Annotated in this window: 9 protein-coding genes and 1 pseudogene; 8 read left to right on the forward strand and 2 right to left on the reverse strand. The window is 71.2% G+C overall.

All coding sequences use genetic code 11. The annotated features are described in order from the left end of the window. Positions 1–11 precede the first annotated feature (11 nt). The 3 genes and pseudogenes from J8M50_RS32285 to J8M50_RS32295 all read left to right on the forward strand — a co-directional run bounded on the left by J8M50_RS32285 (position 12) and on the right by J8M50_RS32295 (position 980). Positions 12–224, forward strand: a complete 213-nt coding sequence (locus tag J8M50_RS32285; RefSeq protein ID WP_010358143.1) for a DUF397 domain-containing protein — start codon at positions 12–14, stop codon at positions 222–224. A 101-nt stretch (positions 225–325) separates the two neighbouring features. Further along, positions 326–493, forward strand: a pseudogene (locus J8M50_RS32290) (DUF397 domain-containing protein); the annotation flags it as partial. A 4-nt stretch (positions 494–497) separates the two neighbouring features. Next, positions 498–980, forward strand: coding sequence for a Uma2 family endonuclease (locus J8M50_RS32295; RefSeq protein ID WP_010358142.1), 483 nt, complete (start codon positions 498–500; stop codon positions 978–980). A 394-nt stretch (positions 981–1,374) separates the two neighbouring features. Here the strand turns inward: J8M50_RS32295 and J8M50_RS32300 are convergent, their stop codons facing one another. After that, positions 1,375–2,814, reverse strand: coding sequence for an ATP-binding protein (locus J8M50_RS32300; protein WP_010358141.1), 1,440 nt, complete (start codon positions 2,812–2,814; stop codon positions 1,375–1,377). A gap of 282 nt (positions 2,815–3,096) precedes the next feature. Between J8M50_RS32300 and J8M50_RS32305 the strand changes: the two genes are divergently transcribed. From J8M50_RS32305 to J8M50_RS32325, 5 genes are all read left to right on the forward strand, one after another. After that, positions 3,097–4,860, forward strand: a complete 1,764-nt coding sequence (locus J8M50_RS32305; RefSeq protein ID WP_010358140.1) for a beta-galactosidase — start codon at positions 3,097–3,099, stop codon at positions 4,858–4,860. A 50-nt stretch (positions 4,861–4,910) separates the two neighbouring features. After that, positions 4,911–7,250: a beta-galactosidase gene (locus tag J8M50_RS32310; protein WP_010358138.1), complete on the forward strand. Its 2,340-nt coding sequence runs from the start codon at positions 4,911–4,913 to the stop codon at positions 7,248–7,250. Between the two features lie 252 nt (positions 7,251–7,502). Continuing rightward, entirely contained in the window at positions 7,503–8,573 is a 1,071-nt protein-coding gene (locus J8M50_RS32315) for a LacI family DNA-binding transcriptional regulator (RefSeq protein WP_040837870.1), read from the forward strand. Between the two features lie 126 nt (positions 8,574–8,699). Continuing rightward, the gene (locus J8M50_RS32320) at positions 8,700–9,191 is read left to right on the forward strand and encodes a DUF4430 domain-containing protein (RefSeq protein WP_010358136.1); all 492 of its coding nucleotides are present in this window, start codon (positions 8,700–8,702) and stop codon (positions 9,189–9,191) included. Between the two features lie 104 nt (positions 9,192–9,295). Continuing rightward, a complete protein-coding gene (locus tag J8M50_RS32325; protein ID WP_059048241.1) occupies positions 9,296–9,481 on the forward strand; it encodes a hypothetical protein in 186 nt (61 codons plus the stop codon). Positions 9,482–9,782: 301 nt separating this feature from the next. On the opposite strand, the gene J8M50_RS32330 is transcribed toward J8M50_RS32325, so the two are convergent. Continuing rightward, on the reverse strand, positions 9,783–12,875 hold the full coding sequence (locus J8M50_RS32330) for an AfsR/SARP family transcriptional regulator (RefSeq protein WP_107396423.1): 3,093 nt from the start codon (positions 12,873–12,875) through the stop codon (positions 9,783–9,785). Positions 12,876–13,033: the final 158 nt, after the last annotated feature.

Raw genomic sequence — 13,033 nt, forward strand, 5'->3', positions numbered from 1 at the left:
GGCACTGTCTGATGATGCGGTACGACCTCCCGGCGGACCGTTGGGCCAAGTCCTCGTACAGTGCTGACACCAGCGGACAGTGCGTGGAGTACCAACTCGTAGGCGCTGAGCACGTCGCACTGGGGGACTCGAAGGACCGCACGCGAGGCGCCTTCGTCTTCCCGACGGCCGCTTGGAGTTCGTTCGTCCGCGCGGTGAAGCGTGAGGTCCTCCCGGGCGCGTGACCGCTGATGCGGGATGACTGTGATGCGGGACTTCGAGAGAAGCTAAGAGGAAACCGATGATCCGCAGGAACCTCCCGACCGACGGCTGACGCAAGAGCAGCTACAGCGACGGAGGCAATGCTCAGTGCGTCGAGTACCTGCGCCTCGAACCCGATGAGATCGCCATCCGCGACACGAAGGCACCCGCGCGGGGTGCCTTCGTCTTCCCGGCGCTCTGCTGGACCTCGTTCGTCGACGCCGTGAAGCACGAGAACCTCCCGCGCACCTGACCCCATGAACACCCCGGCCCGGCACCCCATCCCCGTACGCCGAGGCCGCCTCCGCCAAGCCGCGGCAAGCCTCGAACAAGCCACCGGCACCCACGTACAGATCATCGGCGGAACCCTGCTGCTGTCCCCACCCCGAACCGCCGAACACGCCGCCCCCCTCATCGCCCTGCGCGACACCCTCCGCCCCCAACTCCCGCCCCCGCACGAAGCCTTCAAGAACGTCTCCGTCCCCATGCCCGGCGACCCGGACGACTACGCGACCCCCGACCTGACCATCGGCCCCCGCGCCTTCAAGGACGACGACGGCCGGCTCCTGGACGCCGACGCGGTCGAACTCGCCGTAGAGGTCATCTCCCCGAGCGAACGACTGAAGGGCATCAACGAGAAGACAGCCTGGTCCGCGTCCCCCGCTTGTTGCAGATCGCCCCGAGGACCGGCACATGGTCGCTGTTCGGCCGCCCCGGTGAGGGCGAGTACCGGAGCGTAGTACACGGCAAGTACGGCGAGACGGTACCGCTGCCCGCGGAACTCGGCGGCGAGCTGGGTACGACGGGCCTCGGGCTGTACGGCCCCCGCGGGACAGGGACCAGCGGCACTCATGAACCCCGCCGAGTGGAAGCCCGTCACCACCGCAAGCTCCTGAGTGAAGCAGCGGAGGACAACCCTGAGTGCGGCCACCTTACGAGGACGCTGAACTGGCCCGCGAACTCGGCCAGTTCGTCTACGACCCGCGTACCGCTCCCGGCCTGTCCCGGACGGAATCCGCCGAGCGTCACGGCATGAAGGAGACGCGGATCCCCGTATCGAAGGCGGAGGCGCCACCGTCCCTCCAGGCACGTGCCCTCAACGCCGGCCTCACCGAGGACGACGAAGCCCGGACGTCACCCCCCCCACGCCTCCATCAACCGCTCAGGCCCGTACGTCCCCGCAAGCCCGTCGACAGAGAACCCGGACCGCGACACGGCGACCAGGGGAGTCCCCGCGTCCGCGCCGGGAACAGCCAGCGCGTCCCGCGCCAACGCGGCCAGCGCCCGCTGGTCGAACGCCCCGTGCTCGTACCACTTGACCGACCCGACGAACCCGATCTCCCGGGCCGGCGCCCGGTCGGCGCCCACCAGATCGACCTCGGGATTGTTCGTACGAGGCCACCAGCCACCCACTTCGCGCACCTGCGGCCACGTCGAGTCGGGCAGCAGCCGCCCCAGCGACTCCCGTACGACGGGCTCGATCGCCCGGCCGCGCCACGAGGCCCACCCGCGTTCGACCGCCTCGGCCACGATCCGCCCGCGCCCGCGCTCGATCTCGGGGATTCCGCGTTCGAGGAAGGCCAGCCAGAACCGGAGGTAGGGGTCGGCGACGCGGTAGCGGCGGTCGCGGTCACCGGCGCGGACGGACAGCGGCGTGTCGACGGCGACGAGCCGCTTGTCGGCGAGGGTGCGCAGGACGGGGTTGAGCGAGCCGGGCGGCAGCGGCCGATCCATGGCTCCGGCCTTCGCCGCGATCGTCCCGAAGGTCCGCTCACCGCTGCCGATCACGGACAGCACGTGCCGGGCCTGGAGCGAGGTCGGGAACTCGGCGGCCAGTGCCCGCTCGCCGGAGACGAGGAGGGGGGAGGTGGGGTCGTCGAAGGCACGGGAGAGGAAGCCGGCGCGGCTCTCACCCTCCCGCCACTCCTGGCAGACCAGCGGCAGACCGCCGGTGATCAGGTGCGCGTCGAAGGCGTCGGCGGCCGGGAGCCCGGTCATCGCCATGACCTCGGCGGGGGAGAGCGGCGCGAGGACCATCTCCACGCCGCGCTGGTGGAAGGGGCGGCCGTACGCGGAGAGCCGCTCCATCATCGCGAGATCGCTGCCGATGAGGACGAGCAGGACGGGCTTGCGGCTCAGCACCCGGTCCCACACCGTCTGCAGGGTGCCTTCGAGTACGGGGTCGCCTTCGAGCATCCAGGGGAGTTCGTCGAGTACGACGATGCTGGGGGCGTCGTCCGGAAGCACCGCCGCGAGCTGGCGCAGGGCGGTGTCCCACGCGGCGACGCCGGTGACACCGGCGAGGAGTCCGGTGTCGGGCAGCGAGGAGTGCCGGACCTCGTCGAGGAACCGGGTCCGCTCCCGGTCGGCGCTCTCGCCCCGGGTGGCCTGGTGGACCACGTACGGCACCTGGGCGCGCTCACAGAACAGGTCGACGAGCCGCGACTTCCCGACCCGGCGCCGGCCGCGCAGGAGCAGGGCCCGGCCGCGCTGGTCGCCGCGCCCGGCGCGCACCCAGGCGAGGTGGCGGTCGAGGAGGGCCAGCTCGGTGGTGCGGCCTACGAAGCCTGGCATGGGTCACCCTCCGTGGTTACTCGTAATGAACTTACTCAAGTGAATCATAGTAAGTCAGATATGAGCTTCCCCTCTGTCCAGCCCTTTCTCAAACCCCTGCGCAAACTCTGTTGACGGCGGCGATGTTACCGGTAACATCGCCGCGTCGGAGGTTGTGAGAACCGTCCCCACATCGACGTGGGCCGTCTTCTGGAGGTCGTGTGCCCGATCCTGCCCGCCTCCAGCGGCGTGCCCCACGAGTCCCCTCGCGCAAGCATCCCCTCAGCTCCGAAAGGACCCTCCATGTCCGCCCTGAGTACTACCCCCACCTCGTTCGAGCTCAACGGCGAGCCCTTCCGGATCATCTCGGGGGCGCTGCACTACTTCCGGGTGCACCCGGACCAGTGGGCGGACCGCCTGCGCAAGGCGAGGCTGATGGGCCTCAACACCGTTGAGACGTACGTGCCTTGGAACCTGCACCAGCCGGAACCAGGGACGCTGGTGCTGGACGGGCTGCTGGACCTGCCACGGTTCCTGCGGCTCGCGCACGCCGAAGGGCTGAAGGTGTTGTTGCGGCCGGGCCCCTACATCTGCGCGGAATGGGACGGCGGCGGCCTCCCGCACTGGCTCATGTCGGAGTCGGACGTCCAACTCCGCAGCAGCGACCCGAAGTTCACGGCGATCATCGACCGCTACCTCGACCTCCTCCTGCCCCCGCTGCTCCCGCACATGGCCGAGTCCGGCGGCCCGGTCATCGCGGTGCAGGTGGAGAACGAGTACGGCGCGTACGGCAACGACGCCGAGTACCTCAAGTACCTTGTGGAGGCGTTCCGTTCACGCGGCATCGAGGAACTCCTGTTCACCTGCGACCAGGTGAACCCCGAACACCAGCAGGCCGGCAGCATCCCCGGCGTCCTGTCCACCGGCACCTTCGGCGGAAAGATCGAGACCGCGCTGGCGACCCTGCGCGCGCACCAGCCCGAAGGCCCGTTGATGTGCGCCGAGTTCTGGATCGGCTGGTTCGACCACTGGGGCGGCCCGCACCACACTCGCGACACCGCGGACGTCGCCGCCGACCTGGACAAACTCCTCGCGGCAGGCGCCTCCGTGAACATCTACATGTTCCACGGCGGCACCAACTTCGGCCTCACGAACGGCGCCAACCACCACCACACGTACGCCCCCACGATCACGTCGTACGACTACGACGCACCCCTTACCGAGAACGGCGACCCGGGCCCGAAGTACCACGCGTTCCGCGAGGTCATCGCCAAGTACGCGCCGGTACCGGAGGAGTTGCCCACCCCCTCGGCCAAACTTCCCGTCACCGAGGTCGAGTTGACCGAACGGGCCCCGCTGCTGCCGTACCTGTCCGAACTGTCGGGCCGGACCGTACGCACCGAAACCCCCATCACCGCCGACGAGTTGGGGATGCGGGCCGGATACGTCCTGTACCGCAGCAGCCTGCCGAAGAACGGCCTCGGCGTGCTGCGCTTCGAGGGCGGCGTGGGGGACAGGGCCCAGGTGTACGTCGACGGCGCGCCGGTCGGCGTGCTGGAGAACGAGCGCCGCGAGACCAGCCTCCCGGTCCAAGTACACCGCAGGGGGGCCGTGTTGGAGGTGCTCGTGGAGAACATGGGCCGCGTCAACTACGGCCCCAGGATCGGCGCCCCCAAGGGCCTGCTCGGCCCGGTCACGTTCGACGGCATGCCGGTCACGGGCTGGGAGTGCCGCCCGCTCCCGATGGACGCCCCCCTCGGCGCCGCGCTGTACGCCGACGCGGAGACCGAGGCGTGCGCCGAACCCGCCTTCCACCGGGGGACGTTCGAGGTCACCGACCCCGCCGACACCTTCCTCTCCCTGCCGGGGTGGACGAAGGGCCAGGCGTGGGTCAACGGCTTCTCGCTCGGCCGGTACTGGAACCGGGGCCCGCAGCAGACCCTCTACGTCCCGGGCCCCGTCCTGCGCCCCGGCGCCAACACGCTGATCGTGCTGGAACTCCAGGCGAACACGACGAACCGCGCGCACCTTGTCGACGCGCCCGACCTGGGCCCGAAGGGGCAGTGAGGCCAGTGAGTTCAGCGGCATCGGAAAGTTCAGTAAGGCCAACTGCCCCCGTGACACACCAACTTCACCTCCCGTCCCCGCCCACCCCACCCCGCACCAACCACCTCCCCTTCTCCGACGCCCCCGGCGTCCCCGACCCCATCGAGGTCACCAGCCGCTGGCTCACCCGGGGCGGCAAACCCTGGTTCCCGGTCTCGGGCGAGTTCCACTACTCCCGCTACCCGAACGCCGGTTGGGAGGAGGAACTCCTCAAGATGAAGGCGGCGGGAGTCACCGCCGTCGCCTCGTACGTCATCTGGATCCACCACCAGCCGACCGAAGCCGCCCCTCGCTTCGACGGCGACCTCGACCTCCGCCGCTTCGCCGAACTCTGCGCCCGCCACGGCCTCGACTTCATCCCCCGAGTCGGCCCCTGGTCCCACGCGGAAGTACGCAACGGCGGCCTCCCCGACTGGGTCCTGGCCCGCACGGACGCCACCCGCACCGACGACCCGGCGTATCTCGCCGCCGTACAACCCTGGTTCGAGGCGATAGCGGCCCAACTCGACGGCCTGCAAAGAGCGTCGGGCGGCCCGATCGTCGCGATCCAGATCGAGAACGAGCTGTACGACCAGCCGGGCCACCTGCTCACCCTCAAGCGGATGGCCCAACAGGCGGGCATGGACGCGCCGTTGTGGACGTCCACCGCCTGGGGAGGAGTCCAGCTCCCCGGGGACGAGCTGATGCCGTTGTACGGCGGCTACCCCGAGACCTTCTGGACCGAGGCCGACGGCGGCTGGCCCGACACCTGCCGCAAGCACTTCTTCTTCACGCACCAGCGGGACGACGAAGGCATCGGCGCGGACCTGCGCCCGACGACCGTACGGGGCGTCGACTCGGCCGTGTACGCCGAGCGATTCCCTTGGGCCACCTGCGAGTTGGGCGGGGGGATGGCGGTCGCCTACCACCGCCGCCCGCGCGTCGACGCCGCCGACATCGGGTCCCTCGGCCTCACGAAGATCGGCTGCGGTTCCGTCTGGCAGGGCTACTACATGTTCCACGGCGGGACCAACCCGGGCCCCGGCCTCCAGGAGTCCCACGCCACCGGGTACCCCAACGACCTCCCCGCCCTGACCTACGACTTCCAGGCACCGCTGGGGGAGTACGGCCAGTACCGCGACGCGTACGACGAACTCCGGCTCCAGCACCTGCTGTTGGCGGAGTTCGGGGAGCGCATCGCCCCGATGGAGTCGGTGCTTCCGTTGGAGGCGCCGACGGGGCAGCACGACATGGAGACGCTGCGGTGGGCCGTACGGACCGACGGGGAGTCCGGGTTCCTCTTCGTCAACAACCACCAGCCGCACGGGGAGTTGGCCGAGCATCCCGGCACGACGTTCACCGTCGGCGGGCTGACCTTCCCGAGCGAGCCCTTCACGGTTCCTCAAGGTGCCTATTTCTGCTGGCCGTTCAGGATGGAGTTCGGCGGGCTGCGCGTCGAGTGGGCCACGGCTCAGCCCGTGTGCACGGTCCAGGACGGCGGCCGTACGGTCCTCGTGCTGGCCGCGACCGAGGGGGTGCCGGTCGAAGTCGCGCTCGGCGGGGGTGTCGCGGTGAACGCCATGCCGGAAGGAGCCGCGGTCGGACCGGCGTTCGACGACGGGAGCGGCGTACTGATCACCGGCATCCGGCCCGGCACCGGCGCGTGGATCGAGGCGGAGAACCTCGACGAGGAGCCGATCGCCTTCCTCGTCCTCGACGCCGCCACCGCCCGCACCGCCTACAAGGGCTTCGCCTGGGGCGCCGAGCGGCTGATCCTCTCCGCCGAGGGCGTCGTCCTCGACCAGTACCGCGCCGAGGTCCGGCTGCACGGCCGTACCCCGCACAGCGCGGACACCGTCTCCTTCGCCGTCCTCCCCGCACCGGAGCGGCTCCCGAAGGGGGAGGCGCTGAGCGAGGCGCGGGACGGGGTACTGACGCGGTACACCCTGTCCGATGCCGGTGACCCGGCCCCCGTACCGGCCGTCGACCTTGTACGCCCTGCGGGTGACCCGCCCTCACCCACGACCGGCGTACTCCAGCGGGCCAGTGCCCCCGGGGACGAGTGGTACGAGCGGTCCGCCGCCGAGTACCGCGTACGCGTCCCCGCACACGACCGGCACGGCGTCCTGCGGCTCCACTGGCACGGCGACGTGGCCCGGGCGTACGTGGGGGAGCGGCTCGTCGCCGACCAGTTCTCCTCCGGCAGGCCCTGGGACATCGGGCTGGAGCTGATACCTGAGGGGGAGGAGCTGACGGTACGGGTACTGGCGTCCGACCCGTCCGCGCGGGTGTACCTGCCGGTGGAGCGGGAGGAGGGCGCCGGGATCCGGGGCGCGGAGATCGTCACGGCGAGGGTCTGGACGGTGGGCTGAGAGACCGGCGCCGCCGCTGGGAGACCTGAGGTGTACCCGCGTACTACTTCAGAGCTACTCCCGTCAGACCCGTACGGCCCGTAGTACCTGAGAGCTACGGGCCGTACACCCCCTACGACCCGTAGTACTCCGGAGCCACCCCTCCACCCACCCCCGTCCTATCCTGTGAATCCGTCGGCCACCCCAGCGCCGGCGACCCCGGGCCTCGGAATCGAGTGGGCCGGGGGACGGCCGAGGGAAGAAGCACCCACCATGACGAGAGGCGCTGCCGGGAACCCGGGGACGAAGGGAGGCGGGCGCAGCCGGCGGAACTTCGCGGGGAACCGGCCGGTGATGGAGGACGTCGCGCGGCTCGCCGGGGTCAGCAAGCAGACCGTGTCGCGGGTGCTGAACGAGAACCCGGCGGTCAGGGCGGAGACCCGCGAGGCGGTGCGCGCGGCGATGCGGACCCTCGGCTACCGGCCCAGCCGCAGCGCCCGCTCGCTCGCCAGCGGCCGTACCCGCATGCTCGGCGTGATCTCCTTCGACGCCGCCCGCTACGGCCCCGCCTCCACCCTTACCGCCGTCAACACCGCTGCGCAGGAAGCCGGTTACCTCGTCAGTTCCATCGCGCTCGACACCGCCGACCCCGACACGGTCGTCGAGGCGGTCGAGCGGCTCTCGGCGGAGGGCGCGGACGGCGTGATCGCGATCGCTCCCCAGCTGTGGATGGCCGCCGCCCTCGCACAGGCGCACCTCGACATGCCGCTCGTCATCATGGACAACGACCTCGGCGACGGCACCCCCATGATCACCGCCGACGCGCACACCGGCGCCCGCAAGGCCACCGAGTACCTCCTCTCCCTCGGCCACCCCACCGTCCACCACGTCGCCGGCCCCACCGGCTGGACCTCCGCGAGCCGCCGCGCGGAGAGCTGGGAGGCTGCCCTCAAGGCGGCCGGCGCCCCCGTCCCCGAGCCGCTCGTCGGCGACTGGAGCGCGGACTCCGGGTACGACCTCGGCCGGCAGCTCGCCAAGAACCCCGAGGTCACAGCCGTCTTCGCGTCCAACGACCAGATGGCGCTCGGTATCCTGCGTGCCCTGCACGAGGCGGGCCGCCGCGTCCCCGAGGACGTCAGCATCGTCGGGTACGACGACGTCCCCGAGGCCGCGCACTACCTCCCGCCGCTCACCACGATCCGTACGGACTTCCAGGAGATCGGCACCCGCTCCCTGCACGCCCTCCTCCACCGCATCGAGGCGGGCCCTACCCCCGAGGTACCCCCCTCCGTAGTACCGGTGGACCTGATCGTCCGCGAGAGCACGGCCCCGTACCGACGGTGAGGAGAGGGCGCCAGGGGCACGGCGCGTAGTCCTTCAGGGTTAACCGGGTACGACCCGCGTAGGCCCCGCGCAACCCCTAGACTCCTTACGGCCGTTGATCCGTACTCCGCACCGGAAGGCACCGACATGCGCCGCACCGCGATCAGCACGACCGTCCTCGCCCTCACCTTCCTCGCCGTTCCGGCGACCGCACAGGCCAACACGGAGTGGCCGAGTGCCGCCTCCACGGGCACGAACGTCCCGATCAAGGTGACGCTGACCGTGCAGGGCCCCGACGGACTCCTCTTCAAGGGCAAGGTCAGGACGAAGGGCCACGACGTCACCCCCGTCACGGGCGGCACGCACAAGTGCGACGGCACGAACGCGGGCGCCAACCCCTCCCCGGTACCCACCCCGACGGCGGCCCTGGACGACGCGGCCCGCGCCAACGGCTTCACCTGGGACGGCACGTGGTACGCCTCGTTCGACGACTACTTCGTGGAGACCATCAAGAACGTCAAGAGCGACGCCACCGCCTACTGGAACATCTCCGTCAACGGCACCTCGACCCCCGTCGGCGGCTGCCAGTTCAAGCTGAACCCCGGGGACGCGGTGGCGTTCACCTGGACCACTCTCTGAACTCCCGCACCGGGAACGACTCGGGACCCCATGGGGAACGCCCTGCGGCACCATCGGTGACATCCCGGCAGCGGGACGAACGCCGACGACACTGGGGGACAGCGATGCGCACGAGCACTCCGCGGAACAAGGCGGCCATGGCGACCGTGACCGGCCTGGCGGCCCTCGCCATCGGAGCGCTCGCCGTCACGCACCCCGCCCACACAGTCCGCGCGGACGACAGAGGGCCGGGCTTCACCGGCTCGGTCGTCCTCGCCGACGACCGGGGCCCCGGCAACGCACGGTACTGACACGAACGGTCGCTACAGGACCGCGAGTTGCCGGTAGCAAAGAGGGGGCGGGCTGTCCGAGAGGGACGGCCCGCCTTCGTCGTCCGTACACCGCGTACACCACGTATGCCCCACGCGCCGCTCGGGCCGACTTGGTCCGACGCTGACCGAACGCGCCGCTCGGTTCGACGCGCGCCGCTCGGTTCGACGCGCGCCGCGCGGGTCGGCGCCGCCACGCCCGCCACGCGCGCCCGCGGCGCCGGCCACACGCACCGCATAGGCCGACGCCCGCCACCCCCGCCGAGTGGGCCGACGCCCGCCCTCACATCCCCCGCCCCACCTCCAAAACCCCCATCGCGTCGAACAACTCCCCAGCCGCAGCCCGCTGTTCCGCCGCCGCCCCCAGATCCCCGAGCGCCGCCATCACCTCACCCATCCCCGCCGCAGCCCGGGCCGTCTCGATCCGGTACCCCAGCGTCGACGCGAGCTGATGCGCCCGCCGGTGCAGCTCCAACGCCCGCTCGGGCTCCCCCTGGAGCCGCCGAACCACCCCCACCGCGTTCGCAACAGCCGCCCGCCGCAAGGACGTTCCCCGCGACGACACCAACTCAAGGGCCTGGTCGGCGAATTCGCGTGCCTCCCGCTCCTGCCCCCGCCGCTGGCACAGCAACGCCCAATGCGCGTGCACCAGTGCGACGTTCCCCGGCTGGAGACTCTCGTCGCACAGTTCGAGCGCCTGCGCGAGGCACACCCGCCCCCGCTCGGACTCCCCGAGCCCGAGATGGGCCAGCGCCAGCCAGGTCAACGAGGTGATCTCGTTGCCCCGTTCACCGAGCCGCCGGTTCAACTCCGTCGCCCGCGCCGCGAGTACGGCGGCCTGCGCGTACCGCCCGCTCCAGGTCAGCACGGAACTCAGGTTGGCCAGCGCCTCCGCCTCCATCCGCGCGGACCCCAACTCCCGGTGCAGCGCGATCCCTTGCTCCAGATAGGCACGGGCCCGCTCGAAGTTCCCGAGCGCGCTGTGCAGCAGCCCGAGCACATCGAGACAGAACGCCTCGGTCGCCCGGTCTCCCCCCTCCAGCCCGAGCGCCTCCCCGGCAGCCTCGATCCCGTCCTGGAACGCCCCCAGCCACCAGTGCGCGATCCCCAGATTCCCGAGGCTCACCCGCAGCAGCAACGGATCCCCGAGCACCCGCGCCGACGCCACCGCACCCCGCGCGGCAGCACCGAACTCCTCATGTCGCCCAAGGAGGTTGAGGCAGAACATGAGATTCCGGCTCAGCACGACGGTGTCCCGGTGCAGCCCCGCGACCCCCGCCCGCTCCACCACCGCCCGCAACGCGTCGTGCTCCCGCCGGAACCACCCGAGCGCCTGCTCGGCCGTCACGAACTCCGGTACCCGCCAGGCCGGTTGATCGGTGTCCGCCTCGTACCGCGTCCGCCCCGGGAACAGCGCGTCGCAGGCCGCCTCGGTCGCGGCGACGTAGTACGACACGAGCCGCCGCAGCGCCCCGGCGCTGTCGTCCTCGTCGCCGCGCAGCCCCAACGCGTAGGTGCGCACGAGGTCGTGGAAGCTGTAGAGCCCCATCTCCGGCTGGTCCAGGAGGTGGATGTCGAGGAGGTGCTCCAGGATGTCCTCGGCCGTACGGACGCAGCCGTCGAGCAGCGCGGCGACGGAGTGCACGTCGAGCGTGGACCCGGGATGCTCGGCGAGCAGCCGGAACGCGGCCCGCCGGGGCTCCTCCATCGCCTGGTACGACAGCCGGAGCGTGGCCTCCACGCTCCGCTCGCCGGTGCTGAGTTCGTACAGCCGGCGCGTCTCGTCGGCGAGCCGGTCGACGAGGTACTGGAGGGTCCAGCGGGGCCGGTTGCGCAGCCGGGCGGCGGTGATCCGCAGCGCCAGCGGCAGCCCCCCGCACAGCTTCACGAGCTGCTCGGCGGCCTCGGCCTCGGCGGCGACGCGGTCCGCGCCGAGCGTGCGCTCCAGCAGGGCGGTGCTGTCGGCGGGGGAGAGGAGTTCGAGGGAGAGCCACTCGGCGCCGTCCAGGTCGAGCATCCGCATCCGGCTCGTGAGCAGGACCAGACACCCTTCTGACGCGGGCAGCAGCGGGCGGATCTGCGCGGCGTCCACCGCGTTGTCGAGGACCAGCAACAGGCGCCGTTTCGCGGAGAGTTGCTGCCAGAGGGCGAGCCTGCGCTCGATGCCCTCGGGCATCCGGTCGTCCGGTACGCCCAGGCTGCGCAGCAGCGAGTCGACGACCGGACCGGCCTCCTGCGGCTTCTCGCCGGGACTGAACCCCCGCAGATCGACGAAGAGTTGGCCGTCCGGGTACTCCTCGGCGAGCCGGTGCGCGGTGTGCACGGCGAGCGCGGTCTTGCCGCTGCCGCCCATGCCGTCCACCCCGACGAGCCGGGCCGCTCCCCGGCCCGGGGTCCGTCCGGCGGTGACGATCCGCTCCAACTCGGCCTGCCTGCCGGTGAAGTCGGGGAGGTCGTACGGCAACGTCCTCGGTGCCTCGGCCGGTTTGGCGTCCGGAGCCGGACCGACGGCCACCGCACCGGCGGCCGACGGCTCGGACGCCGCGCCGGACGCCGTCGAACCGGCCGCCGCCGTACCGTTCAACGCCCTGCGGACCGTCGGCGAACGCGGCGCCACCTCCGGACTGTCGCGCAGGATCGCCTCGTACAGCCGCGTCAGTTCCGCCCCCGGATCGATCCCCAGCTCCTCGACGAGCAGCTCCCGCACCCGCGCGAACTCCTCCAGCGCCTCGGCCTGCCGCCCCGACCGGTACAGCGCCAGCATCAACTGGCCGCGGAGCGCCTCCCGCAGAGGATGCGAGGCGATCAACTCGCGTAGAGACCCCACGAGTTCACCCGCCTCGCCGAGTTCGAGCCGCAGCTCGTGGTACTGCTCGGCGACCGCCATGTGCCGCTCCTCCAGGGCGGCGGAGGCGGCGGCCAGCAGCGACCCGCCCGCACCCGCGAGGACCGGACCCCGCCACAGATCGACGGCGGCCCTCAACTCCTCGATCGCCTCGGTGAGTTGCCCGGCCGCCGAGGCCTCGCGGGCCCGGCGCGTACGGTGGTTGAACTCGTGCAGGTCCAACTGGTCGTCGGCGAGGACGGCCCGGTAGCCGGTGCCGTCGGTGAGGATCAGGTCCGCGCCGCCCGGGATCCGGGTGCGCAGCGCCGCAACCGCCTTGCGGACCTGGTGAGATGCGGTCTGTGGCGGTTCGTCGTCCCAGGCGGCGGCCACCAGCCGGGAGACCGGGACCATCCGGTCCGGTTCGAGCAGCAGGGTGACGAGCACCCGCTCCTGGGTGGGACTGCCGAGTTTCAGCCGCCGGTCGCCGTGCCAACCCTCAAGCGAACCAAGGATGTTGAAGCGGACGTCTGCTGGTTTCCCATACGCCACGTACCCTCTCCCAGCCCCCGTGTTCCGCTCCGCTTCGGAGCGGAGAAGAACGGATTCATCTTAGTTCCGCGCCGGTGTTCCGTGCGATTGTCGGGCAGGGAGAGGCTGGTGTGGTTCAACTGGGTGGATACTTTGGGAGGTTCAGGCCTGAACCGGCA

Origin of the sequence: Streptomyces acidiscabies (genome assembly GCF_020010905.1) — a bacterium.
Taxonomy (GTDB): Bacteria; Actinomycetota; Actinomycetes; order Streptomycetales; family Streptomycetaceae; genus Streptomyces; species Streptomyces acidiscabies.

Coding starts and splice junctions, on each gene's coding strand:
- J8M50_RS32325 (WP_059048241.1), top strand. CDS start 9,296: ATGCGCACGAGCACTCCGCGGAACAAGGCGGCCATGGCGACCGTGACC.
- J8M50_RS32320 (WP_010358136.1), top strand. CDS start 8,700: ATGCGCCGCACCGCGATCAGCACGACCGTCCTCGCCCTCACCTTCCTC.
- J8M50_RS32300 (WP_010358141.1), bottom strand. CDS start 2,814: ATGCCAGGCTTCGTAGGCCGCACCACCGAGCTGGCCCTCCTCGACCGC.
- J8M50_RS32285 (WP_010358143.1), top strand. CDS start 12: ATGATGCGGTACGACCTCCCGGCGGACCGTTGGGCCAAGTCCTCGTAC.
- J8M50_RS32315 (WP_040837870.1), top strand. CDS start 7,503: ATGACGAGAGGCGCTGCCGGGAACCCGGGGACGAAGGGAGGCGGGCGC.
- J8M50_RS32305 (WP_010358140.1), top strand. CDS start 3,097: ATGTCCGCCCTGAGTACTACCCCCACCTCGTTCGAGCTCAACGGCGAG.
- J8M50_RS32295 (WP_010358142.1), top strand. CDS start 498: ATGAACACCCCGGCCCGGCACCCCATCCCCGTACGCCGAGGCCGCCTC.